Consider the following 25,045-nt stretch of genomic DNA (forward strand, 5'->3'; position numbering starts at 1 on the left):
GAAGAACGCGTAGAGATGGAAGGCATCAGCCTTTGACCGCCCCTTGTGTGAGGCCGCCGATGAGCCGTTTTTGAACGAGTAAAAAAAGAACCGTTGCAGGCATCGCGCCGACAACTGCGCCTGCGGCCAGCAAACCCCATTCAATCTGGTATTCGCCAATCAGTGTCTGAATGGCGACGGTAACGGGACGCACATTGCGCCCCCCAAGCGTGAGCGCATAGAGATACTCGTTCCAGGCCGTGATGAAGATGTATATTCCGGTGGAAATGATGCCTGGCATCATGAGAGGCAGGACCACACGCCGGAGAGCCGCAAGCCGTGAGCAGCCGTCGATCATGGCCGCTTCGTCGAGGCTTTTCGGAATGGCTGCTACATAGCTTGTCAGCATCCAGACCGAGAACGGGATGGCGACCGTGGCGTTTGCCAGAATGAGCCCGAAATAGGTGTCCAGAATGCCATATTTCCGCATCAGCACGAACAGTGGAAGGATCAGTAACACGATGGGAAACATGTTGATCAGCAGAAACTGCATCATGAACAGTTTGCGTCCGATAAAGCGGAAGCGGGATAGCGCATAGGCTGCGGTTACGGAAACAGCGAGACCAAGGACCACTGTGCCGACAGCGATAACAAGACTGTCGAGCATATTCTTATAGAACTGCGCCTTGTTGAAAAGGCGTTCGTAATTATCAAGGCTCCAGCCTGACGGAGACAATGATACGCTGCCAGAAGACAGCTGGTCAGTCGGCGTCAGCGACGTTAGAACCATCCAGGCGAATGGTGCGAGGGCAAAGAGGACGATGCAGGCAACCGGCAAGTCGGTTGTCAAAATACGCCTGAGGGTGCTTTGACGTTTCATTTTTCAACCTCACGCATTGTGCGGCCAAGATAAAGAACTACGATCACACCAAGCAGCAGTGTGAAGGTAACGGCAATTGCGGTGCCATATCCAAAATCCAGATTTTGCCGCGCTTTTACAAACGCATAGAGAGGCAGCGTGTAGGTCGAATAGCCAGGGCCACCGCCCGTCATGACGAAGATAACGTCCATCGAATTGGCGACCCATATGACGCGCAGCAAACCTGCCGTTGCGAGAACAGGAGCGATGCCCGGGAGCGTTACATTCACAAACTGACGCCACGGCGACGCACCGTCGATAGACGCCGCCTCATACTGGCTTTTGGGAATTCCCTGTAGTCCGGCAAGGATCATGATTGCGAAGAATGGAAAGCCTTGCCAGGTCAGTGTTGCGATGATGGCAAAGAGCGCAATGTTTGGATCGGCGAGCCATGGAACAGCATGGCTTATGACCGACACATTGAGCAGTATCTCATTGAGAACACCGGTATTCGGATCATATATCCAACGCCACATCAATGCGATAACGACGCTGGGCAGGGCCCACGGAATGATGACCAAGGCGCGCGCCAGACCGCGCCAGGGAAATTCCCTGTTGAGTAGCAAAGCGGTCATCAAGCCCAGTCCCATCTGAAGCGGGACTGTCAGGCCGATCCAGATGCATGTGTTCCAGAACGCGGCCCAGAACACCGGATCTTGAAGCAGTTTTATATAGTTGCCGATCCCTACAAAGGCTGTGGCTTTCGGCTTGAACAGCACGAGGTCATAGAAGCTCGTCCAGACGGCCTGAAGCATCGGCAGGAAAACGATCACCAAAGTGACGATCACGGCAGGGCTCAAGAGCCAATAGGGCAGCAGCGTTTTCTGTCTTCGACGAAGGGCTTTCGGTGCGCTGACAGAGGAGGGAACGGCGGACATAGGCTATCTATCCATGCTCGTAATCGTGAGTGGCTTGCGAAAAAGACTCTTGACGAGACGATGTGACGACGCTTCCGAAAGAGCGTCGCCACGAATAGGGGCTAGTTCTGGAACAGCTTGTCCAGTTCCTGCATCATCTGCTCGGATGTGATCTGCCCCGTCAGCGACCGCTGCATTGCGGTCTGCCATGCCGTATTGACGAACTCCGAGGTACCTTCATTCTGCGGCAGAACATGCGCGAATGGCAGCGAAGCGACCGTGGCGTCGACGAACCGGCGTTCATGCAGCTTCCAGTCTTTAGAGCCGCTTTTTGTAACGGTCATCTGGCCCGTGGCGCTATTGAAGGCAACGTTGTTCTCGCCTTCTGCAAGGAAGGAGATCCATTTCCATGCGGCGTCCTTCACCGTCGAGGACGAGAAGATCGCGAGAGATTCATCTCCATAGGAAGTCCAACGATTATTAGCGCATTCAGGCACCGGTACAGCGGACACCTTGTCTCCAAGGGCGGCGACAAGATCCTTGGAAGAGCCGATGTGATGAATGGTCATAGCAGTTTTACCGCTTTTGAAAGCAGCGATGATTTCCTGGAAACCATCGTTTGGCGCGGACGGAGGAATGACTTTATCCTTCTGGAGAAGATCAATCATCCACTGATTGGCAGAGATTGCGGAAGGTGTCGTCAGACCTCCCGGTTTCAACTCAGCCCCCTGCGAGAACACGAAGGCGCCCCATTGATCCCAGCCACCCTTGCCGCCGCGAAGACCGAAGCCATAACGGTTGGGAGCATCGGTCAACTTGATCGCAGCATTACGGAAATCTTCGCAGGTTTTAGGCGGTTCCAGCCCGGCTTCCTTGAAGAGATCGGCACGATAATAGAGATAGAGGACTACATACTGAATAGGCAAGTAATATTGGGTGCCATCCGCTGCTTTGTTCAGTTCAAGCAGGTTGTCGAGCAGATCGCTCTTTCCTGCCCAGCTATCGATGCGCTCGCCCAGTGGTTCCAGCGCGCCCATCTCGGTCAGCCGAGGCTGTGCGAACAGCTTGACCATAGCAGCGTCGGGCGCACTGCCGCCGACAATCGAAGTATAGAGATTGTCGTAATAGCTATTCCAGGGAATGTTCTCAGCTTCGATCTTGATGTCGGGATTAGCTTCTTCGAACTTGGCGATCAGTTGCGACATCGGATTTTCCGGATTGTCGAAATGATACCAGAAACGGACGGTTTCAGCGGCTTGCGCCGATACAGTCAGTGCAGCAGCAAATGCCGCACTGAGCATCAGAGATTTCAACATGTTATTCCTCCCATTTAATGTTGTGGCCTTTCCCGATCAGGCCATGCGGCTCAATGCCTGAGCTGCGTCCTCCAACGCTGCTTCGGCTGCCGTGAGTTCATTTGTGTATTGCAAGAAGCCGTGCACGACGCCTTCGTTAATAGCGAATTCGTCTTTACGACCGATCTTCAGAAGACGTTCATGCAGCGAGACCGTATCGGAGTAGAGGGGATCTATACCGGCGGCTGTGAGGTAGAGCGGCGGAAGACGTCCAAGCACCGTATCGTCGGCCTGAAGCGGGCAGGCAAGTGGATTGGACGCGATGTCATTCGAAGCCGCGTACCAGCCCCAGTAACGCTTCATTTTATCTGTTGTCAGTCCAGGGCCGTTCCTGAAAACCTGATAGGACGGTGTTTCGAAATCCATGGCATAATTGCCATAAAAAAGTAGAGCGCCTTGAGGAAGCGGCCTATCGCTTTCAACCTCGTTTAGCATCGCGGCAAGTGAAAGGTTCGCTCCGGCTGAATCACCTGCGATGTAGACAGGTCCACCTAATCCGTCGATTTCGCCGTCCAGCAATGCTCGCAGTGTGCCGATGACGTCGTGAAGGCCAGCAGGGAAGGGATTTTCAGGAGCGAGTCTGTAATCCGGCAGAGCCACGGTCATTCGTGTCTTTTCGGCAAGAACCCGCGCAAAGCGTTCGTGGGTGCTCGGGCTGCAGAACGCAAAGCCACCGCCATGAATAAACAGAATGGTCCCCGGTCGCCGCGTTTCCGGTTCGAGGATCAGAAGAGGCGTCTCGTTCGAGCCAACGGACGAGTCGGCGGCGACGCGGATCGACCGCATATCATGCATTCTGGGAAGATTGACGTTCCAGCGCTTATTGTTCTGTTCTGTTTGCGCACGGCCTTCCGCAGGAGGCAGCGTCATCGGATCTGGAGCCGCCGACAATTCAACCGCCAGCTTTTCGAGCAGTTCCTGCATTTCCGGTTGGAGTTCACGATTGAGAGCAAGGGCTGTCATGGGCGCGCCTCATCTGGGAAAACTGCCGGGCCAAGATCGACAATCGTTGCAATATGGTGCCCCATAGCCAATTGAGCCGCGGCAGCGTCGCCTACTTCGATGGCGTCGATGATGGAACAATGTCGTAGTGCCGTTCCGCGCAGATCGCGCTCGCTTCGGCTCTGCGAAATCTTGAAGCGGTGATTGTGCACCAGGCAGCGGTGGAGGATGGGATTGAGAGCTGGAAGATCTGCTTCCTCGAATATGCGCCGGTGAAAATCGCGGTCGATCGCCGCAAGGCGATATTCGTCTTCTTCTTCAGCAGCCTGCAACATATTATCCAGCATGATCCGAAGATCGTCGATCAGATGCTTCGATTGGCGGGCCATGACACGCAAAATTCCATTGCATTCTATCGAGTTGCGAAGCCGGAACATCTCCACGGCTTCGTCGGGAGTGCACAGGGAAACCTGCGTGCCTCGGTGTCCTTGCCGCAGAACGAGCCCCTCTTCCTGCAGCTGAAGCAGCGCTTCTCGAACAGGGCCCTGGCTGCACTGAAAATGTGCCGCTATTTCCAATTCCGTAAGATTGGAGCCTGCGGGCAGAGACCCAAGCATTATATCTTGCTTAAGCGCTTCAAACACGACTGCCGCTTTCGGAGGTCTGCTTTGAACGAGTTTCGATGAAAAATAAGCCACGCCGATAATCGCGCCTTCTTGCGTTTTAACTCAATTATCATTATTGATAATAATATTAATAAATGACGTCAAGCGGAAACTCTGGGAGGAGAGGGTATGATTGCCATCGCATTGGAGCGAATCCAGAAATCCTATGGCACCCATAAGGTGATCCAGGATCTGGATATTCAGATTGAGAGCGGTGAATTCGTTGTCTTGGTCGGTCCCTCCGGTTGCGGCAAATCAACTTTGCTTAGAATGATCGCTGGCCTTGAGGAAATATCCGGCGGCGAACTGAAATTCGGCGACACCGTGGTCAACGACCTTTCGCCATCGGAACGCAATATCGCGATGGTATTCCAGGATTATGCGCTCTATCCCCATATGAGCGTCGAAGAGAATATGGCCTTCGGGCTCAAGATGCGGGGCGCGAATGATAATGACCTGTCGTCGCGTATCAACGCGGTGGCGGAGACTCTTAAGATTGGGGAGTTTCTTGCGCGACGACCAGCGCAATTGTCAGGCGGTCAGCGTCAGCGTGTCGCAATGGGGCGAGCAATCGTCAGGCAACCAAATGCCTTTCTGTTCGATGAGCCGTTGTCAAATCTTGATGCCGCATTGCGTGTCGAAATGCGGCTGGAAATTGCGAAGCTGCACAGAACCATCAAGGCTACGACTGTCTATGTGACGCATGATCAGGTGGAGGCGATGACCTTGGCCGACCGTATCGTGGTTATGAACCGCGGAAATGTCGAGCAGATCGGAAAGCCGCTTGATATTTATCGCAATCCTGCCAGCCTCTTCGTCGCGCAGTTTATCGGCAGTCCAACAATGAACGCCATTCATGGTGTGTTGAGAAAGGAGAGTAATGAAGGCATTATATTCGAATATGATGCAAAATCCATCATGCTTGGGGTAGGTGGAAAAACGTTTTCTTATCCTAATCATGTCACCCTGGGGCTTCGTCCAGAAGATCTAAAGCTGTGCCTTACAGATGAAGCCTGGTTTACGGGCGAATTGGCGGTCGTGGAGCGACTGGGTAGTCAAATATTTGGCTATTTAGAAATAGGTCAGCCGAAGATGTTAACGGTCGAGTTTCCACGGGACAGTGAACTGGAAGTGGGAGCGATTGTGCACGTTGCTGGTGATCAGAATCGGATGCATTTGTTCGACGGCAACTCCGGCAAACGGATTTAGCTAAAAATTCTGAGGACTGAGGGTGCTTTGGCGGCCCGCATCTAGACTAATGTTGGGACTGCGATGTTCTTGGCATTGTGACGTGGTAGGGCCTACTCCTCATGAGGAGCGCTGCTGACATGTTCGCGACGAAGCAGATAGCAGGAGCAGAGTTCTAGATTTTTGGTCCCCCTGATGCGCAATTCGATGCGGATGTGAGAGATCGCACCAGGCCTTCGAAAGGCGAAGCACCTTCTGGTGCGTTGCCACACAACAAAATTAACCCCAAACCGTCCAGGCTTCTTTGGCTATCGCAGCCGCAAAAAACACTGCTGCTGTACTTCGTTATTTCCGTTTAACGTCTTACCTGCGTTATAAGAGTGATGGATCGAGCCGCAGCTGTCACGAGGGGGGCGTATTTTTCTTCCGCTTCCTCCGGCGTGTAGCGACTGCGGGAAACAGCAATATTGATTGCACCATAGGGATGGCCGCGAGCGTCCAGAATGGGTGAGGCGAAGGACAGATCTCCGTGGAAATACTCCTCAAAAGCTGTTGCATAGCCTTTGGTTGCGGCTTGTTTGAGCTTTGCGTTCAATTCCTCGCGATTCCAGGTGGTGTGTGGTGTGTAGGGATGTAAATGCGAACGATCTAACACATCATTCGCTTCCGTCTCTGATAGTGCTGAGAGAATGGCAATACCGGGTGCCGTACAATAAGCGGGCAGGCGCATGCCGGTGACGACATCATTATTCAATACGTGACGGCTCATAAAACGCTGCACGAACACGATGTCGGTCCCGTCGAGAACAGTCAAATTAACAGTCTCTTCTGTAGTTTTACTCAAATGTAGTAGGTAGGGCGTGCCGCGCTCCACCAACACGCTGGCGCGGCTGTAGTGGTAGCCGAAGTCCAGTGTCTTTACGCCCAGTTCGAAACGCTTTGTTTCGCTACTCTTCGTCAAGTAGCCAAGTTTGGTCAGCGTATAGGTAAAACGTTGTGCCGCGGAAATGTCTAGCCCCGTCTCTTCCGCGATCTGTGACAGACTAAGTGTCGGTCTGCTGCCATCAAAGGCGCGCATGACACGGAATGCTTTTTCCACTGACTGCACAAGCAATGGATCGCGATCGCCGTTTTCGCTTTCATTGATTGATTTTGCTGTCTTTTTCGCTTTCCGTACCATCCAAAACCCGCCTGAGATCATCTTGCATCAATAGCAGAATTATCAAGGCATCTGAAAAGATGCTTGACATTGTGATATAACAAAATCACGATACCATAATAATTATTGCAATGCAATAAAAATATATCGATAAGCGCATAATCCAAGGGAGAACATAATGGATCGCTTTATTCTGACTGAGCGTCGCGGCGAAGTTGGCATCATCACCCTTAATCGTCCGCATATTCTCAATGCCTGGCACAGTGCCATGCGTCGTCAGCTCATCGATGCCTTCGATGCGTTTGAAAGCGATGCCGATATCCGCGCTATCATCCTGACGGGTGCCGGTGATCGCGCGTTCAGTGCCGGTCAGGATCTCAACGAAACCCGCACTTTTGACGCCGAACGCGGCAAAGAGTGGGTTGGCGAATGGGAGCGTCTCTATGATCGCATGCGTTCGTTGTCCAAGCCGCTGATTGCTGCACTTAATGGTGTCGCTGCGGGTTCGGCCTTTCAGGTCGCTCTTCTTTGTGACTTCCGCATCGGCCATCCGGCTGTTCGTATGGGGCAGCCGGAAATCAATTCTGGTATCGCCAGCACGACGGGCCCCTGGATCATGCGCGAGATTATCGGTCTCGCCCGCACCATAGATCTGACGCTGAGTGGTCGCCTGATAGATTCCGACGAATGCCGTGCCATCGGCATCATCAACCGCATTGTGGACCAGTCGAAGGTTCTGGATGAAGCAATTGCACTCGGACGTGAGCTTGGTGCCAAGCCGCCGGTTGCCATGCGCCTCAACAAGCAGCGTTTCCGCGAAATGACGGAAGCAGGCTTCCGCGATTGTCTGGACGCCGGCTCGCGCATTCAGAAGGAAGCATATGCCTCAGGTGAACCGGCTCGCATGATGGAGCAGTTTCTCGCCGCTCGCGCTGCCCGAAAGGCATCCTGATGCAGCGCTGCCCGCCACGCAAATTGTGGCGGGCAGTCGCATGTCCTAATGCATAACTAAATGACCTGCCGGAGGGAAAACAATGAAAAACGGGAAAACGATTACACTTCATCGCCGCAATCTGTTGAAGCTCGGAGGCGGGCTCGGGATTGCTCTGGCTGCTCCAGCTATGCTGACGCGTCGTGCATTCGCGGCCGAACCTCTGACCGTTGCTGATCCGGGCGGCCCTTACAGCCCTGGTTATCGCAAAGCCTTTTATGATCCTTTTGAAAAGGCGACGGGCATCAAGGTCATCAACGTGGCGCGCGATGCCGAACCGACCGCGCAATTTCGCGCTATGGTCGAGACAGGTTCCTATAGCTGGGATGTCTGCACGCTGACACTGTCGGCGCGCGATATCCTCCAGAAGCGCGATCTGTTGGAGCCGATCAATATTGCTGCCGGGGATGTTCCCGGCCTGATGCCGGATTCGCTGACGAATGTCTGGCTCGGTGTCGATGTCTATTCGACGATCATGGCTTATCGTACCGACAAGTTCGACGATACCACCGCGCCGAAATCCTGGTCGGATTTCTGGAACGTCGAGAAATTTCCGGGGCGCCGGTCTTTGCGCAAGAACCCGATCGATACGCTGGAGCAGGCATTGCTCGCTGACGGTGTTCCGCTCGACAAGCTCTACCCGCTCGATATCGAGCGCGCTTATGCCAGTCTTGAAAAAATCAAGCCGCATGTGGATGTGTGGTGGACGGGCGGTGCCCAGTCGAGCCAGCTCATCCAGAGCGGCGAAGTGGACATGATTGCTTTGTGGAACGCCCGCGCGCAGGCCGTCATCGACGGTGGCGCTCCCGTGAGAATCGGCTGGAACCAGGGCCTCTATTCCATTGAAGGCTGGGGTATCCCGAAAGGCTCGCCGCGTGCCGACAGTGCGCGTCAGTTTGTCAAATTCTGCACCGATCCGAAGCAACAGGCGCTGTTCACGGAATTCCTCGCTTACGGCCCGACCAACCTGAAGGCCTATGAGCATATTCCCGCAGAACGGGCATCGTCACTGCCGACCTTCGAAGCCAATCTGAAACAGATGAGCATTGCCAGGGAAGACTGGTGGAGCGCCAATCGTTCCGAAATGACCGAGCGCTTCAATGCCTGGATACTGGGATAAGCTGAACTGAAGGTGACCGACGCGGTCTCCCAGAAGACACAATACGCAAAAACAAAAGGTGGAGCAGCGACCATAATGGCCGCTGACTCCGGGTTAAAAGGGAACGACATGCTTGCCAAACCCGAACAGGCTCTTCAGCCCAAACTTCTCGTTGACGGACTCTCCAAGCGCTACGGTGAAACCACCGCGCTTAAACCGACGACTATTGCGGTGCAGCAGGGCGAGTTTCTTACACTTCTTGGACCTTCAGGATCCGGCAAGACGACGCTGCTTCAGATGATCAGCGGCCTTGTTTTGCCCACGGAAGGCCGCCTTTTCATTGATGCCAGGGACGAAACCGATACGCCGGTGCATAAGCGCGACATCGGCCTTGTTTTCCAGCACTATGCGCTGTTTCCACATCTCACTGTCGAAGAAAATATCGCGTTTCCGCTGAAGATGCGCGGCCAGAAATCTGCCGATGTAAAGGCGCAGGTACAGCGCACGCTGGAAATGGTGCAGCTCGGCCATCTGGCTTCGCGGTTTCCACGTGAGCTTTCGGGCGGCCAGCAACAGCGTGTGGCGCTGGCGCGCTGCTTTGTCTACCAGCCCTCCATCATTCTCATGGACGAACCGCTCGGCGCGTTAGACAAGAAGCTGCGCGAACATATGCAGTTTGAAATCAAGCGGCTGCATCGTCAGACCTGCGCGACCGTTGTTTATGTGACGCACGATCAGGAAGAGGCGCTGGCGCTTTCGGACCGGATTTGTCTGATGAACCATGCCATGGTCGAGCAGATCGCGCCGCCACAGGAAATCTACTCCCGCCCGACAACCGCTTTCGCAGCAGACTTTATCGGCATCTCCAATATTTTCCGTGGCAATATCGAAGCGGGCACGGATGGTTGCAAGCATCTTGCAACCAAGAATGCGAAGCTTCTTCTCGACAAGACATGCACGGTCGATGGCGGCGAAATGGCTCTCGTCGTGCGGCCGGAACATCTGGCGCTCGGAGATACCGGAGTGAACCGTATCAGCGGCCAGGTTGCGGAAGTGGTCTATGCCGGGTCCGAAACGCGTGTGTTGGTTGACGCCGCCGAAGCACGTCTTCTGACGGTGCGTGTGTTGCCGGGACAGCCTATCCCTGCGCTGGGCGAAAACGTTACATTGAGCTGGCAGCCTGAAGCCGCCGTTCTGGTGACGCCATGAGTGTAGCTGCAGTTTTCCCAGCGGGTGCGACGACGCGTTCCCGTTTCCGGTTCGGTCCGCTCTGGCTTGCTCTGCCGGGGCTCGCCTTCCTGATCATCTTCTTCCTTGTGCCCGTTGCGCGCCTGATGGGGCTGAGCTTCGAAAATGCCGATACGGGTGCGATGACGGCGGCGCATTACACGCGAATCTTCGACACGGATGTCTATTTTCTCGTTTTGCTGATTACGTTTCGCATCGCTGCTCTGACCACGCTGTTTTCGCTTCTGTTCGGCTATCCACTCGCCTACTGGCTGTCGCGTCTGCCGGAACGCAAACGCGGTCTCATGATCCTGCTGGTCATGGTGCCGTTCTGGACGAGCTATCTCGTCAAAAGCTTTGCCTGGGTTATTCTGCTCGGTCGCACCGGCGCGATCAATCAGCTCGGCCTCGGCTCCGGTGTCATCGGCTCACCGCTCGAAATGCTGCATAACGAGTTCGGTGTCATGATCGGCATGGTTCATGCCATGATGCCACTGGCCGTATTGACCATGCTGCCAGTTATGAGCGGGATTGATCGCAGGCTGACACAGGCTTCGGGCACGTTGGGGGCGGATTCGGCCAAGAGTTTCTGGCTGGTCTATTTCCCATTGTCCCTGCCGGGGGCAGCAGCAGCCGGGCTTCTAACCTTCATTTCTTCCCTCGGCTTTTTTATCGTTCCAGCCCTTTTAGGCGGACGTCAGCAGACCATGCTTGCGCAGCTGATCATCGTGCAGGTGCAGGAAATACTGAACTGGGCTTTCGCGGGTGCACTGGCTGCCATGATGCTGGTTGCTGCCCTTGTCACGTGCTGGGTCTATGATCGTGTTTTCGGTCTCTCAAGTCTTTCAGGCGATACGGGCACCGGTCGTAAGGGCAAAACCGGTATTCTGCGAAATATCGGTTTGCGTATTCTGGAAGTCTGTGCGCTTGCGTCAAGCAGCATTGCAACCGCTGTCCGTACGTTGCTCGGACAAGCCGTCACAAAGCGTCTGATGGGACTGTATTGCTTTCTGTCCTGCGCATTTCTGATGCTGCCGACGCTGATCGTGATTCCGATTGCGTTCACCAGCTCGCAGTTTCTGGAATTCCCGCCTCCCGGCTTCAGCCTCGACTGGTTCCGCGCCTATTTCACCTCCGATCTCTGGTTGTCTGCGACCTTGCGCTCCTTCGGTGTGGCCTTTGCAACGGCCATCTTCGCGACGGTCATTGGTGGCTTTGCAGCGCTGGCATTGGCGCGGTCGCGGTCACGTTGGGCCGGGCTGATCTTTGCCTTCTTTCTCGCTCCCATGATCGTTCCCCGCATAGTTATTGCGGTCGGCCTGTTTTATCTGTTCGCCCAGATCGGACTTGTGGCCACCAATACGGGTCTCGTAATCGGCCATACGGTGCTGGCTTTGCCCTTTGCCTTCGTTGCGATTGCGGCAGTCTTGAAAAGCTATGACTGGCGTCTCGATCAGGCCGCGGCAACGCTCGGTGCGAACAAGGTGCAAGCGCTGCGTTTCGTGACCGTTCCGCTCATCCGCAGCGGTCTGACGGCGGCGTTTCTCTTCGCCTTTATTACCTCCTTCGACGAACTCACGGTTGCGATCTTTGTCAGTGGCGGCATCAAGACCACTTTGCCTAAACAGATGTGGGACGACATGATCCTCCAGCTCAATCCGACGCTTGCCGCTGTATCGGTCGTCGTTTTCCTCATCGTCACAACGCTTCTTCTGGCGGCGGAAAAACTCCGCCGCTCCTCCTGATCAAAAAGAGTGTGCCTCCCATGACTGTGAAATTTGAAGGCTTCCTCGGAAGCTTCCTGACCAAGGCTGCGCAAAAGCCCGACCAAAACTTTGCCCTATTCAATGGCGAACCGATCAGCTTCGCTGCCATAGAGCGGAAGTCAGCCGCGCTTGCGGCGCATCTCAACGCTCGTGGGCTGAAGCACGGTGATCGTGCTGCGGTCATGATGCGTAACTCGGAACTTTCGTTGCCGATCTTGTTCGGCCTTGCTCGCGTAGGCATAGTCTGGGTGCCGGTCAATGCGCAGCAACGAGGCGAGGGGCTGCGCTATATTCTGGAGCATTGCGAAGCGGGCGTGGTCATTTGCGATCCCGATGCACGGGAAACCATCCGCGAAAGTGGCGCTGAGATACCGGCAGATGCTTTCATTCTGACTTCGGGTCAAGGATCGCTACAAGATATCGTTGCCCAGGAAAGTGCAAGCTTTACCGGTGATCTGCCCACAGCGAACGATCTTTTCGCCATCATGTACACATCCGGCACAACCGGACGGCCAAAGGGCGTGCTTGTTACCCACGGGATGATGCGACTTGCTGGAGAAGCCGTACGGCAACTGACCATGGTGCGGCCGGGCGACGTCTTCTTTGTCTGGGAGCCGCTTTATCATATCGGCGGCGCACAACTCATTGTCCTTCCCGCGCTGGAGGACGTCACACTGGCGATGGTCGACCGTTTCAGCGCCAGCCGTTTCTGGGCACAGGTTCGCCAATATGGTGCAACGCATATCCATTATCTGGGCGGTATCCTGCAAATATTGCTGAAGCAACCGGAAAGCGCTTCCGATCGGGATCATCCGGTACGGATCGCTTGGGGCGGCGGTTGTCCGAAAGAAGTCTGGCCGCTTTTCCGTGACCGCTTCGGTGTCGAGATGCGCGAATGCTACGGCATGACCGAGGCTTCCAGTATCACCACCTGTAATGATAACGGAACGGTCGGTGCAGTTGGCAAGCCGATGCCATGGTTCACGATTGAGCTTCTTGATGAAACCGGCCAGCCCGTGGCTGACGGCGAGAAGGGGGAGATCGTCGTGCGTTCTTCTATCGAAGGCGCCTTGTTTCAGGGTTATTTGCACAATCCCGAAGCGACGGAAAAAACCCTGCGCAAGGGCGCACTTCATACCGGCGATTCCGGTTCATTCGACGCAGACGGCAATCTCTGGTTCCACGGTCGCCTGACCGACAGTGTACGCTGTAAAGGTGAAAATGTTTCCGCATGGGAAGTCGAACATATTGCGGGCGCGCATCCATCGGTAGAGGATTGCGCGATTGTCGGCGTTGCTGCCGAATTTGGCGAGCAGGACATAAAGCTGTTCGTCAAGCCGAAATATGGTTGCGAAGTCGACCCAGCTACGCTTTCGGCGTGGCTGTCGAGCCGTCTCGCACCCTATCAGAATCCACGTTACATTGCCGTGATTGATGAGTTCGAGCGTACGCCGAGCCAGCGCATTATGAAGCATAAACTGTCAAAGGAACTCGGCGATTGTTGGGACCGACATGAGGTAGCACTCGCTCCGGGCGAGTAGCCAAAGCGTAATGGCCTCTCGAATGAGTTGGTAGCATTTCCAGTGCCTTCAAGAAGCGATCCGTTTTATTCGGTGAACCCTCCAGTTAAATCAAACCGCCGGGAATTCCAATCGACTTCAAGCGCTAAATTGCTGGCCTTCGCGGATTTCGCGAAGGCCAGGTAGCGCAAAGATCCTGATATTCTATCAATGTCAGCCCGGTGAAATCCCAGGGGATAATGGTGGAGCGCACTCTCTGCGTGGTGGGTAGCTCGATTTATTAGCCGATGTTGCGGCCTTAGGCACTTGTTGCCACTGCTTCTGAACGATGCGGCAGTAACAAGCTGGTTGGTTGTGCATTTGGCTCATCCTGTTGGAGATGAGTGCCATTCTCCTCAGCCGTCACTTTTTTGGAACAGACAAGCCGCGAGGTGGGCTATGTCTCGATCGTGAGGAATCTTGACTGGCAATCTAAAATACCTCTCTATTAATCGAAATATCGTATTGTGAGCTGTGCCAGTCGAAGTGCGAAAATAAGGCACACCTAATAAGGATAGGTGCTTTGGGAGCAGCTGGGTGAGGCCACCAGTCGGCAAAAGGCCCCGTCAGAGGCCGTTGAAGAATGTGCTGAGCCGATCCATTGCCTGTTCGAGCCGTTCGTAGCTTTCCGAGCCGAAGCAGACCCGCAAGTGGCTGTCACCCGATTTGCCGTAAAAGCCACCAGCCTCAACAACAACGCCGGCTTCCTCAAGGATCATGTCGGCAGCCTGTTGGGAGGTGAGGCCCGTGCCGCTAATGTCTGGAAAGGCATAGATTGTGCCTTCCGGGCTCTCGCATGTCACGCCAGGCATCTGGTTGAGGCGGCTCACAACGAGGTCTCGTTTGCGGCGATCGTCGGCGACCATATCGTCAAGAATAACAGCCGGGCCTGTGACAGCTGCCAGAGCGCCATACTGAATAAAGGTGTTGACGTGAGTGATCTCGTTGGCCGTTAGCTTGAGGAAGGCTGGCATCAGGGATGCATCGGCGACAAGATAGCCCAGCCGCCATCCGTCCATCGCATAGGCTTTGGTGAAGGCGAACATTGAGATGGTGCGTTCTTTCATGCCCGGCAGCGCTGCGATTGAGATATGTTCAGAACCATCGAACAGGATCTGCTCGTAGACTTCGTCCGAGACGATGACGAGATCATGCTTGATAGCCAGATCAGCCAGAACTTCCAGTTCGGCGCGACTATAGACACGGCCGGTCGGGTTAGAGGGGTTTACCAGCACGATCATACGCGTACGCGCTGTAATCAGAGGTTCAATCAACTCGCGGCTAATGCCGAAATTTGCCTTGGGATCAAGAGGGGCCAGCACGACGCGAGCTCCGGTCATCTCGATCTTGTTGATGTGCTGCGGATAATAAGGTTCCAACAGAATCGCCTCGTCGCCTTCGTCGAGAAGAGCCATGAAGGCAACGAAAGATGCCTGGGTAAGACCGTTGACCATGAGAATTTCATCGGGTGTCACATCGATCTTGTTGTAATCGGCAAGCTTCTTCTGCAGAGCGTTGCGTAACTCTGTCTCGCCGCGCATGTCGCTGTAATGCACGTGACCGTCGCGCAAAGCCTTGATTGCGGCGTCCTTGATGTGCGCAGGCGTGTCATGGAAGGGGCGGCCGAGTTCAAGATGAATGAGGTCAACGCCGGAGGAAGCCAGCGCGGCAGCCTTCTGGAACATACCGAAACTCTTGGGAGAGGTTTGCGTAATCCGCCGCGCAAAACGTGCCATCTGATCATTCCTGTGCTGGTCTATCTTGATCCGGGTTAAGGTTCCGGGTCGTTGGCGCAGACTTCTTATCGAGGTTTGAGCGTTTGATCAAATGATATATTGGCTTGTTTTCGCCTCTGGGGCATGTAAAAGTTCGGCATAGTATTGTTCGCCAATCAAACAAGGAGTCCGTTTGTTGTCACTCGACGAAGGATTTGGTCCCGTTTCCGGCCGAGTGACCGTACAGGACGCTGTCTACCTGCAGTTGCGTGAGGCGCTACTGATCGGTCGTTTTGATCCCGGTCAGGTGCTGACCATCGCGTCGCTGTCGCAGACATTCGATACCAGCCATATGCCAGTGCGCGAAGCATTGCGGCGGCTTGCAGCGGAGAAGGCTCTTGAAGTGGCGCGCAATGGTTCGGCGCGGGTCCCGCCGGTCAGCGTCGCCAGGCTTGACGACCTCTGTCAGGCGAGAGCCACGGTGGAGGGTCTTGCCACTGAATTGGCGGCGCAAGCGATCACTACGGAGGAAATCGAGGCGCTGGAGGCCAATATCGTCCTTCACGAAGCTTGCGCTGGCGAGGAGCAGGTTTACGCAATGCTCGACCGCAATCGTGAGTTTCATTATCTGATCTATAAGGCCTCCCATTCCGAAGTTCTCATGCAGCTTATAGACACGCTATGGTTGCGATATGGACCGTATATGCGCATGTTGTCGGCCTATGTGCAGCCGCGCATGAAGGCACAAGGCGACAAGGCTTATACACGGAATCACCGGCGTATCGTAGCGGCGATGAAATCGCGTGACGCTGGCCGTGCCCGCGAAGCCATGGTGTCGGATATACGCGATACGCAGGATCTTTTGCGCACGTTGATCGCGGAATAATGCCGTTGATGTGGCTTCCGAGCTTCATGGTCTTTTTCAAAATGATGTAAATAAGTCAGTGATTTAATATGGATTCAGCGTAGCGCAGAATGCAATTTTGCGGTTCGCTCAAGTAGCCGGATTGACGTCGTCCGAATACTGTGATCTTTTGATCAAAATATTTGAGGGCTAAAATGTCTGACTATTTCCTCTATCATTCGATCGGCACTTTCCCCGGCAAGGCGGAAAAGATGGGGGATGCCTTGTCCGCTTTCTCCGCCGTTTGGTCTGCGGAGGATGATGGCCAATGGCCTGCCGCGCTTGCGGCCCGTCAGACTTTCATTGATGCGTGGCGCGGTGTGATCGATGCGCCGGAAGGCTCGCTGACCACAGCCGAGAATGTGACGACGGCGCTTTACAGTATCATCGGTGGACTGCCGGAAGAGCGGTTGCGTGGTAAGCGGTTGCTTGTTGCCGCCGATTGTTTCCCCAGTCTGCATTTCATGCTGGCCGGTATCGCAGAGCGCTTTGGTTTCACATTGGACACGGTGCCTATGCGTCCCGGCGAGGCTTGGGTGCGCGATGAGGACTTCATCGCACGCTGGCAGGATGATGTGGGTGTTGCGCTGCTGACATTCGTTTCATCCACCACCTCACATAAGGTCGATGTTCAAGCCCTTTGTGCACATGGTCGGGCGATGGGAACACTGGTCGGTGTCGATATTACACAAGGCGTCGGCGTTTTGCCATTCTCAGTCAAGACAATTGAGCCGGATTTCGTCGTTTCCACCTCGCTGAAATGGTTATGCGGCGCTTCGGGTGCGGGGATCGTACAGGTCAGGCCGTCATTGCTGGCTGATCTGCGGCCAGAGCTTCGCGGCTGGTTCAGCCAGGAGAACCCGTTTTCCTGGGATCTCGACGGGTTTAGCTTTGCGGATGATGCGCGACGCCTGGATCACGGTACGCCCGCGATACTGGCGTCTGTCGCCTCTCTGCCGGGTATCCAATGGGCGATGGAACAGGGCGTCGATAACATTCGTGCGAATAATCTGGTTAGCGCTCATGCCATCATCGCACGTGCACAGAATCTCGGTTGGAAGCTCGTTTCCCCTGTCGACGATGAGCGACGCGGCGGCAGCGTGATGCTGACTCTGCCAGCCGAAGTTGTTCCGGCGGCGGTAATATCGGCGTTGCGCGAGCAGAAAATCTATTGTGATGCGCGCGGTAGCACGATGCGGCTTTCGCCGGGTTGGGTTACGTCAGCCGATGCGGTCGACCACCTCTTTACTGCGCTGGAACGTATCGTACCCAAACAAGCTGCCTGATGCAGTGACGGGCACAGATAATTATCGATCATAATCAGAGACAAGAAGTCCAGAGAGGAACCATGTTTAAGAAAGTCGCTATTCTGACAGCTGCAGCCCTGTCGTTGATGGTTTCGTCCGCATTCGCGGACGGCAAGATTGTTGTCGGCTCCTATGCCGCCAACCCGCCATGGGAATTCAAGAACGAGAAGGGCGTCTTCGAGGGCTTTGAGGTCGATGTCGCTACCGAAACCGCAAAGCGCCTCGGCATGGATGTTGAATTCCAGCCCCTCGGCTTTCAGGCACTGTTTGCCGCCACAAGTTCGGGCCGCGTCGATTTTGCCATTTCGTCGATTTCGGTCACGAACGAACGCCTGAAGACGCAATCCTTCACGCAGCCCTATTATGACAGCGACGGCACTATCGTTGGCAAGGCCGATTCCTCGGTCAAGACATTGGAAGACCTCAAGGGCAAGGTGATCGGCGTTGTCGCGGGCACCACCGGTGAGAGCTGGGCAAAGGAAAATGCCGAAAAGCTTGGCATCGCTGATGTCAAAAGCTATGCAGCTCAACAGGATCTGCTGCTCGACGTGCAGACCGGTCGAATTGTGGGTGGCGCCGGTGAACTGGCCGGTTTCCAGTACGCGATTCAGAAGATGCCAGCTCTGAAGGTTCTCGTTCGTATCCCGACGGGTGAACGCTTTGCCATGATGGCCAAGAAGGATCTTGAAATCCTGCCGAAGGTCAATGACGAGATTTCCAAAATGAAGGAAGACGGCACTCTGGCCGCCATCCACAAGAAGTGGTTCGGTGTCGAACCGGATGCCGGCACGTCGACCGTCAAGCCGATGCCGGTTCCATCCGCGCAGTAAACACAAGCGGCTGCGTCAGGTTCACTGGCGCAGCCGCCTCTCAAACCACCTCAGGATTTCCGGATTGACGCCATGGGTCTGATCGAAACGTTTTTCAATTGGGACATTCTCGTCCGGTCCTTTCCGATCTTGCTGCTCGGGCTGGGTAACACGCTGCTTCTGGGCATAACCGCAATTTTCTTCGGTAGCCTTTTCGGCCTGCTACTCTGCTTTGTGCGCCTCTACGCGCCCAAGCCGTTTCAATATATCGCCATTGGCTATATCGATATCTTTCGGGCGCTGCCGGTTCTGGTGGTTCTGATCCTCATCTACTACGCACTGCCTTTCGTCGGCATTTCGTTCTCGTCCTTTACCTCGGCGACGCTGGCGCTATCCATGGTGTTGGCGGCTTTTACGGCTGAAGTTTGCCGCGCCGGCATTGAGAATGTGCCAAAGGGCCAGTTCGAGGCGGCGGTTTCGCTTGGCCTGCCTTTCTGGCAGGCTATGCGCAAAATCATCCTGCCGCAGGCGCTCAAGGTCATGGTGCCCCCATTGACCTCCAATTGTATCTCCACCTTCAAGGATACGGCACTTGCTTCTGTGGTTGCCATGCCTGACCTGCTCAAGCAGGCCAACGATACGCAAGCGTTGATGGCCAACCCAACGCCTTTGATCGGCGCCGCAATCATCTATTTCGCTTTCCTCTGGCCGATGGTTCGTCTGGTCGGCTATCTCGAAAAGCGCAGCGCTACCGCAAAGACTGTGCGCTGACGCTGACAAAACTGGTTTTTACGATGACCGATAAAATCTCCGCAAAATCGACCGACCGACCAGCCATCATCATGCGTGGCATCAACAAGTGGTACGGTGATTATCACGCGCTTCGCGATGTCACCCTCTCTGTCGCGAAGGGCGAGCGTATCGTCATTTGCGGGCCGTCAGGCTCGGGAAAATCAACCACCATCCGCTGCATCAATCAACTGGAAAAGCATGAAAGCGGCTCAATCGTCGTTGACGGCATAGAGCTTAACGGCAAGGGTCCACAGCTGGACGCAATCCGCCGCGAGGTTGGCATGGTGTTCCAGCATTTCAATCTGTTTCCGCATCTGACGATCCTGGAGAACTGCACCATCGCTCCCATGACGGTGAAGAAAATCCAACAAAAAGAAGCCGAGGAGCTTGCCCGCAAATATCTCGAGCGTGTGCGCATCGGCCATCTGGCTGATCGCTACCCTTCGCAGCTTTCGGGCGGCCAGCAGCAGCGCGCGGCAATCTCGCGGTCGCTTTGCATGCAGCCCAAGGTGATGTTGTTTGACGAGCCGACCTCGGCGCTCGATCCGGAAACCGTGGGCGAAGTCCTCGATACCATGATCTCGCTCGCCGAAGACGGTATGACCATGCTGGTCGTGACCCATGAAATGGGCTTTGCACGTCGCGTTGCTGACCGGGTGATCTTCATGGATCACGGTGCGATCTGTGAGGAAGCAAAGCCGCAGGATTTCTTCACTGCGCCGGAGAGCGAGCGAGCTGCAGCCTTCCTCCAGCAGATCATGCACTAGCCGCGAAAGCAGCGCCGACATTCGTTTGGGAGAGTATCTCGATGCCTACAGCTTTTGAAAGCGCCGGAGCGTTTCCGGTGGACCGCGCGCGCGCTCATTTTCCGGCTTTATCCCTGCCGGGCAATCCGATCTTCTTTGATAATGGTGCAGGCGCGCAGGTGCCTCAAGGCGTGATTGACGCCGTTAGCAACCACATGCTGCACCGCATGGTGCAGCGAGGAGGGCGGTACGCATCGAGCCGCGCGGTGGATCAGGCTATAGCTGATGCGCGCCAGAGCGTTGCCATTCTCGTCAACGCCTATGATCCAGCCGAGATTTCTTTCGGCATGAATGCTACCTCCTTCATCCGGCTCGTCAGTCTGGGCATCGCCAGAATGATCGAGCAACGCAACGAGATTGTCATTACCGACATGGATCATGACGCCAATATCTCGACCTGGCTGGCGCTTGAAAGTCAGGGCGTGAAATGCGTCTGGTGGAGGATGCGCGAGGACGGCAACCTGCATGTCGATGACCTGAAGCCGCTGCTGAACCAACGCACACGCCTTGTAGCCGTCACCGTGGCCTCGCATTCCATCGGGTCGCTTGTCGATGTCCGTCGCGTCGCGGAGTTGGCGCATGCGGCTGGTGCGGAAGTCTTTCTCGATGCCGTCCATTATGGACCACATGGCCTGATCGACGTGCAGGCTTGGGATTGCGACTATCTTGTCTGCTCAGGCTACAAGAATTTCTCTCCGCATATGGGCTTTCTCTGGGGTCGGTTTGAGCTGCTTAGAGCTTTGCCGACTTTCAAAGAAGATTTCATACCCGACGTGCCACCACACAAGATCGAAGTGGGCACTTTCACCTATGAAAATGCCGTGGGTATGGGGGCAGCAGTTGACTATCTGGAAGCGCTTGGCCGTAACTTTGAGGCATCGTCCGGGCAGTCGCGTCGCGCTGATCTGGTCGCTGGCATGGCAGCTGTCAGGGCCTATGAGATGACGCTGTCGCTTTCTCTTCTGAAGGTGCTGAAATCGCATGGTGCCATCATCTATGGGGTGTCAGACGAGGCACGCATTGCCGAACGTGTGCCGACCTTTTGCTTCAACGTGCCGGGCAAGCAGCCTGCCGACGTCGCTCAGGCCATGGCAGATGCGGGTATCATGATCCGCGACGGCCACCTGTTTGCGCCGCGGTTGATGACGAGGTTCGGGCTCAGCATGGATAGCGGCGCGCTTCGGGCAACCCTGGTGCACTACAATACGATGGAAGAGATCGCTCACTTCGACAGGGTACTGAAAGCAATTCGGGATTGAAAGCAATTCGCTGTCAATAATCTGGCGCATCGGATTTGCGCCGGTCATGCCCGTATTCCAGACGTTCCACCACGACCACAGAAGGGCTTACTGGAGCGGATAAGGTTATTCACACGGCTGATCGAGCATTACGGGGTCGGGGGCAATGCCTCCGCTTCGAGCCAATCCGGGTCAATTTCCGGTAACGGAATTGCGTCGAGCAAAGCGCGCGTATAGGCCGATTTCGGGTTAGCGAAGACCTGTTCACAGGCCCCCGCCTCGACTACCTTGCCGAAACGAAGCACATAGACGCGGTCGCAGATGGCGCGGATGACGCTGAGATCGTGACTGATAAAGGCCATGGACAAGCCCATGTCCCGCGACAGGTCCTTCAACAGGTTGAGAACCTGCGCTTGCGTCGAGACATCCAGACCGGAGACAATCTCGTCGGCCAGAACGAAGTCCGGTTCGAGAAGGGCGGCACGGGCGATGCCGATCCGCTGACGTTGACCGCCAGACAGTTCGTGAGCGTTGCGGCCGAGCACAGCCTTGGGCAGAGTGAAACGGTCGAGAATCCTGAGGACCTTTGCCTCAGCCTCAGTCGGGTTGGTGGCCAAGCCGTGCAGCAGCATTGGCTCTATCAGAATGCGGCGAATGGAATGGCGTGGATTGAGTGACGCCATCGAGTCCTGGAAGATCATTTGCATGCGTCGACGCAGCGGTCGCATCCTGCTATCGGGCAAGTGGGTGATATCCTGTCCGTCAAACCGAATCTCGCCTGCAGAGGTGTCGACGAGGCGCAGAAGCGCCCGGCCAAGCGTTGTCTTCCCTGAGCCGGATTCGCCGAAAATGCCAATCGTCTCGCCACGTTCGATGTCGATATCGATGCCATGCAGCACTTTATGGCCAGCAGACTTGCTGAAAAGTCCGCCTGCACCGTAAGCGACTTCAATGCCACGAGCTGTGAGAAGCATATTGCTCATCAAGTTAGTCCGATCTCGGCGCGCAGTTGTTCGAACACCGATTGTGGCACAGGCTCCAGGCCTACCTCGGGGCGGTCGTAGCGCGGGCCGGCTGCCAACAGGGCTTTCGTGTAAATGTGTTTGGGATGTTGCAGGACGTCCGCAGTGCTGCCCTGCTCAATGACCTTGCCGGAGTAGAGCAGCGTTACGCTGTCGCAAATTTGGGCGACGACGCCGAGATCATGCGTCACGAATATCACGCCCGTCCCATGAGCGCGCTGCATGCCGCGGATAAGGTGTAGGATCTGCTTTTGAACGGTCACGTCGAGCGCGGTTGTCGGTTCGTCGGCAATCACGAGCTTTGGTTCGAGCGCAAAGGCCGATGCGATCAGTACGCGCTGGCGCATGCCGCCCGAAAGCTCATGCGGATAAGCGCGCAAAACGCGTTCGGGGTCGCGGATATGCACTTCCTCCAGCAAGGCGAGCGCGCGCTCGCGGGCGGCCTTTCTCGATAGGCTGCGCTTGAGGCGCAAGCCATCGGTTAGTTGTGCCTCAATGCGACGACCGGGATTGAGCGCTGTCTGCGGGTCTTGGGGGATCAAGAAAATCTCGCTACCCATGATCTGGCGCAATTGCGGTGCAGGCATGGTCAGCAGGTCACGGCCTTCAAAATTGATGGCACCGCCGGTAATGCGGACCGTATGCGGCAGAATGCCCAGCAGTGCCTTGGCTATTGTCGACTTACCGGCGCCGCTTTCTCCGACGAGGCCTCGAACCTCTCCGCGCTCGAGCGTCAAGGCGACGTCGCGAAGAACGGCTGCGCCGCCATCCCGATCCGAGACCGCTGACAGGTTATTGATGGAAAGGAGGGGTGCGGTCATCGGCGCATCATCGGGTCAAGGGCGCGGCGAAGGCCGTCGCCAAGTTGATTGAAGGCAAGAACTGTCAGAAAAAGCATTATGAGAGGTGCTACCAGCACCCACCAGCCCTGATAGATGATCTGTCGACCCTGCGCAATCATGCCGCCCCAAGTCGGTGTGTCCGAGGAGACTGAAAGACCGACGAAGGAGAGAATAGCTTCGACGATTATGGCAATGCCCATTTCCAGACTGATGAGCGCGATCAGGACCGGGCCAACATTCGGCAGGATCTGGCCGATCAGAATCTTGAAGCGAGAGAAGCCGAGAACCTTCGCTGCCGTCACATAGTCCATCTGCGCCTGTGCCATGGTTTCTGAACGAACGACGCGACAAAACCGCGTCCAGTCGATGATAACGATGGCTGCGATAACGGAATGAACACCCGCGCCGAAGACGGCAACCAGCAGGATTGATAGCAGGACCGGCGGGAATGCCATCCAGATGTCGACGAGGCGGGAGATGATGGCATCCACCCAACCGCGATACCAACCGGCCAGAAGTCCAAGTGTAGTGCCGACCAGTGCTGAAAGACCTGCGGCGACGAAGGCAACGAGCAGGGCGATGCGTGTGCCGTGGATCAGGCGCGAAAGCACGTCGCGGCCAAGGTCGTCGGTACCAAACCAGAAGCCGGGTTCGGTGCCCGCATAGCCTGCCGGTGGCAGGGTGGCGAGCATCAGGTCCTGTTCGAGCGGGTCCTTTGGCGCGAGCCAGGGCGCGAAGATGGCGACCAGTATCAGACAGAGGATAAAGCCGCTGCCGAGGATCACCTTGGGTTCGGAAAGCGCAGCACGCAGTGACTTAGCCATGGCGCAGCCTCGGATTGAATGCGGCGACGAGCGCGTCCACTAGGATATTGATAATGACGAACAGCGCACCGAAGACCAGAACAAGGCCTTGAATGAGCGGCAGGTCGCGATTGATGACGGCGTCGATGGCCATATTACCGATACCGGGATAAGCGAAAATGCGCTCGACGATGACGGTGCCGCCAATCAGGAAAGTGAACTGGACCCCGGTTAGTGCGATGGTTGGGCCAACGGCATTGCGCAGTGCTTCTTGTAGCACCAGTCGTAGCGAGGACATGCCCTTGAGTTTGGCGAGTAGGATATAGTCCTGCACCATTGCTTCGAGGAGCGCCTCCTTCAGCACGCGGGCGATAATCGCCGCAAGCGGTAAGCCAAGCGCCAGCACCGGCATGGTCATATGCGAGGCGATGTCAGCGAACTGGGCAAAACGCAGGCGCAGCAAGCTTTCAAAAAGATAGAAAGAAGTTGCGAAATCGCTCTGCGCGCTTGGATCGATGCGCCCGGATAAAGGCAAGACCGGGAAGAACACACCCAATAACAGCACAAGCGCCAATGCCCAGACGAAGTCGGGCACGGCGAGTACCACGCCATTGACCGTATCGATGACAGGTTCGGCTGGCGTGCGGCGCACAAGGGTGCCGACAACGGCCACGGCAGTGCCGAGCAATATGGCGAACAACAGCGCGACGAATGCCAGCTCGAGGGTTGCCGGAAGGCGTTCTGAAAGCAGTTCCAGAACATTACGGCGCAGCGAGATGGATGTGCCGAAATCACCTGAAAGCAGTGACTTTAGCCAGATAATGAATTGGCTGAAGATACTGCCATCCAGCCCATAGTTCGCGCGAAGCTGTGCGATCTGTTCGGGGGTAGCGCCCGGGGAAATCATCATAGCGATCGGGTCGCCAGGAACGACGCGCAGGAGGACAAAAACCACAACCGCGACCCCGAAAAGGGTCACCGCCGCGAGAACCAGACGGTTCAGGATTGAAAGAGCAAGCAGTTGCATGGGTATGGAGCCTCACGCAGGCAGACGAAGATGCTATGCGAGCGTGTCCGGCTGAACAAGCCGACACAAATCAA

23 protein-coding genes are annotated in these 25,045 nt (G+C 55.7%); 12 read left to right on the forward strand and 11 right to left on the reverse strand.

Features of this window, described 5'->3' with window-relative positions; translation table 11 throughout:
• Positions 1-25: 25 nt before the first annotated feature.
• The 5 genes from FHW00_RS16075 to FHW00_RS16095 form a co-directional block, all read right to left on the reverse strand.
• Positions 26-859, reverse strand: a complete 834-nt coding sequence (locus tag FHW00_RS16075; RefSeq protein ID WP_078337424.1) for a carbohydrate ABC transporter permease — start codon at positions 857-859, stop codon at positions 26-28.
• The gene (locus FHW00_RS16080) at positions 856-1,776 is read right to left on the reverse strand and encodes a carbohydrate ABC transporter permease (protein WP_078337423.1); all 921 of its coding nucleotides are present in this window, start codon (positions 1,774-1,776) and stop codon (positions 856-858) included. The genes FHW00_RS16075 and FHW00_RS16080 overlap by 4 nt, the downstream gene beginning before the upstream one ends.
• Before the next feature lie 101 nt (positions 1,777-1,877).
• Positions 1,878-3,071: an ABC transporter substrate-binding protein gene (locus FHW00_RS16085; RefSeq protein WP_078337421.1), complete on the reverse strand. Its 1,194-nt coding sequence runs from the start codon at positions 3,069-3,071 to the stop codon at positions 1,878-1,880.
• A gap of 36 nt (positions 3,072-3,107) precedes the next feature.
• A complete protein-coding gene (locus tag FHW00_RS16090) occupies positions 3,108-4,073 on the reverse strand; it encodes an alpha/beta hydrolase (protein ID WP_078337420.1) in 966 nt (321 codons plus the stop codon).
• Positions 4,070-4,696 carry a GntR family transcriptional regulator gene (locus tag FHW00_RS16095; RefSeq protein WP_445557879.1) on the reverse strand — a complete coding sequence of 209 codons (627 nt, stop codon included), beginning with the start codon at positions 4,694-4,696 and terminating at the stop codon, positions 4,070-4,072. The genes FHW00_RS16090 and FHW00_RS16095 overlap by 4 nt, the downstream gene beginning before the upstream one ends.
• Positions 4,697-4,846: 150 nt before the next feature.
• On the opposite strand from FHW00_RS16095, the gene FHW00_RS16100 reads away from it, so the two are divergent.
• Entirely contained in the window at positions 4,847-5,926 is a 1,080-nt protein-coding gene (locus tag FHW00_RS16100; protein ID WP_078337417.1) for an ABC transporter ATP-binding protein, read from the forward strand.
• Positions 5,927-6,260: 334 nt separating this feature from the next.
• Here FHW00_RS16100 and FHW00_RS16105 read toward each other — a convergent pair whose 3' ends face one another.
• Positions 6,261-7,085 (reverse strand): IclR family transcriptional regulator, encoded by an 825-nt coding sequence (locus tag FHW00_RS16105; protein WP_078337496.1) that lies wholly within the window; start codon positions 7,083-7,085, stop codon positions 6,261-6,263.
• Positions 7,086-7,242: 157 nt separating this feature from the next.
• On the opposite strand from FHW00_RS16105, the gene FHW00_RS16110 reads away from it, so the two are divergent.
• From FHW00_RS16110 to FHW00_RS16130, 5 genes are all read left to right on the forward strand, one after another.
• Positions 7,243-8,016, forward strand: coding sequence for an enoyl-CoA hydratase/isomerase family protein (locus FHW00_RS16110; RefSeq protein WP_078337416.1), 774 nt, complete (start codon positions 7,243-7,245; stop codon positions 8,014-8,016).
• An 82-nt stretch (positions 8,017-8,098) separates the two neighbouring features.
• Positions 8,099-9,175: a polyamine ABC transporter substrate-binding protein gene (locus FHW00_RS16115; RefSeq protein WP_078337415.1), complete on the forward strand. Its 1,077-nt coding sequence runs from the start codon at positions 8,099-8,101 to the stop codon at positions 9,173-9,175.
• A 108-nt stretch (positions 9,176-9,283) separates the two neighbouring features.
• Positions 9,284-10,363: an ABC transporter ATP-binding protein gene (locus FHW00_RS16120; RefSeq protein ID WP_078337414.1), complete on the forward strand. Its 1,080-nt coding sequence runs from the start codon at positions 9,284-9,286 to the stop codon at positions 10,361-10,363.
• On the forward strand, positions 10,360-12,126 hold the full coding sequence (locus tag FHW00_RS16125; RefSeq protein ID WP_078337413.1) for an ABC transporter permease subunit: 1,767 nt from the start codon (positions 10,360-10,362) through the stop codon (positions 12,124-12,126). The genes FHW00_RS16120 and FHW00_RS16125 overlap by 4 nt, the downstream gene beginning before the upstream one ends.
• A gap of 20 nt (positions 12,127-12,146) precedes the next feature.
• Complete coding sequence (locus FHW00_RS16130) at positions 12,147-13,688, forward strand: AMP-binding protein (protein ID WP_078337411.1); 1,542 nt, start codon at positions 12,147-12,149, stop codon at positions 13,686-13,688.
• A 584-nt stretch (positions 13,689-14,272) separates the two neighbouring features.
• Here FHW00_RS16130 and FHW00_RS16135 read toward each other — a convergent pair.
• A complete protein-coding gene (locus FHW00_RS16135; RefSeq protein ID WP_078337410.1) occupies positions 14,273-15,442 on the reverse strand; it encodes a pyridoxal phosphate-dependent aminotransferase in 1,170 nt (389 codons plus the stop codon).
• A gap of 175 nt (positions 15,443-15,617) precedes the next feature.
• On the opposite strand from FHW00_RS16135, the gene FHW00_RS16140 reads away from it, so the two are divergent.
• The 6 genes from FHW00_RS16140 to FHW00_RS16165 all read left to right on the forward strand — a co-directional run bounded on the left by FHW00_RS16140 (position 15,618) and on the right by FHW00_RS16165 (position 21,298).
• Positions 15,618-16,307: a GntR family transcriptional regulator gene (locus FHW00_RS16140; RefSeq protein ID WP_078337408.1), complete on the forward strand. Its 690-nt coding sequence runs from the start codon at positions 15,618-15,620 to the stop codon at positions 16,305-16,307.
• A 173-nt stretch (positions 16,308-16,480) separates the two neighbouring features.
• Positions 16,481-17,611, forward strand: a complete 1,131-nt coding sequence (locus FHW00_RS16145; RefSeq protein WP_078337407.1) for an aminotransferase class V-fold PLP-dependent enzyme — start codon at positions 16,481-16,483, stop codon at positions 17,609-17,611.
• Between the two features lie 62 nt (positions 17,612-17,673).
• Positions 17,674-18,462, forward strand: a complete 789-nt coding sequence (locus tag FHW00_RS16150; RefSeq protein WP_078337405.1) for an ABC transporter substrate-binding protein — start codon at positions 17,674-17,676, stop codon at positions 18,460-18,462.
• A gap of 72 nt (positions 18,463-18,534) precedes the next feature.
• Complete coding sequence (locus FHW00_RS16155; RefSeq protein WP_078337404.1) at positions 18,535-19,212, forward strand: amino acid ABC transporter permease; 678 nt, start codon at positions 18,535-18,537, stop codon at positions 19,210-19,212.
• A gap of 23 nt (positions 19,213-19,235) precedes the next feature.
• Positions 19,236-20,000, forward strand: a complete 765-nt coding sequence (locus FHW00_RS16160) for an amino acid ABC transporter ATP-binding protein (protein WP_078337403.1) — start codon at positions 19,236-19,238, stop codon at positions 19,998-20,000.
• A gap of 41 nt (positions 20,001-20,041) precedes the next feature.
• A complete protein-coding gene (locus tag FHW00_RS16165; protein WP_078337402.1) occupies positions 20,042-21,298 on the forward strand; it encodes a cysteine desulfurase-like protein in 1,257 nt (418 codons plus the stop codon).
• Between the two features lie 128 nt (positions 21,299-21,426).
• Here FHW00_RS16165 and FHW00_RS16170 read toward each other — a convergent pair whose 3' ends face one another.
• From FHW00_RS16170 to FHW00_RS16185, 4 genes are read right to left on the reverse strand one after another with little or no spacing between them, the layout of a single operon-like run.
• Positions 21,427-22,260 (reverse strand): ATP-binding cassette domain-containing protein, encoded by an 834-nt coding sequence (locus FHW00_RS16170; protein WP_078337401.1) that lies wholly within the window; start codon positions 22,258-22,260, stop codon positions 21,427-21,429.
• The gene (locus tag FHW00_RS16175) at positions 22,260-23,120 is read right to left on the reverse strand and encodes an ABC transporter ATP-binding protein (RefSeq protein WP_078337400.1); all 861 of its coding nucleotides are present in this window, start codon (positions 23,118-23,120) and stop codon (positions 22,260-22,262) included. The genes FHW00_RS16170 and FHW00_RS16175 overlap by 1 nt, the downstream gene beginning before the upstream one ends.
• Positions 23,117-23,965, reverse strand: coding sequence for an ABC transporter permease (locus FHW00_RS16180; protein ID WP_078337399.1), 849 nt, complete (start codon positions 23,963-23,965; stop codon positions 23,117-23,119). The genes FHW00_RS16175 and FHW00_RS16180 overlap by 4 nt, the downstream gene beginning before the upstream one ends.
• Positions 23,958-24,965, reverse strand: a complete 1,008-nt coding sequence (locus FHW00_RS16185; protein WP_445557883.1) for an ABC transporter permease — start codon at positions 24,963-24,965, stop codon at positions 23,958-23,960. Before FHW00_RS16185 ends, FHW00_RS16180 begins: the two co-directional genes overlap by 8 nt.
• Between the last annotated feature and the right edge of the window lie 80 nt (positions 24,966-25,045).

Source organism: Ochrobactrum sp. P6BSIII (assembly GCF_014138065.1).
In the GTDB taxonomy this organism is placed as follows: domain Bacteria; phylum Pseudomonadota; class Alphaproteobacteria; order Rhizobiales; family Rhizobiaceae; genus Brucella.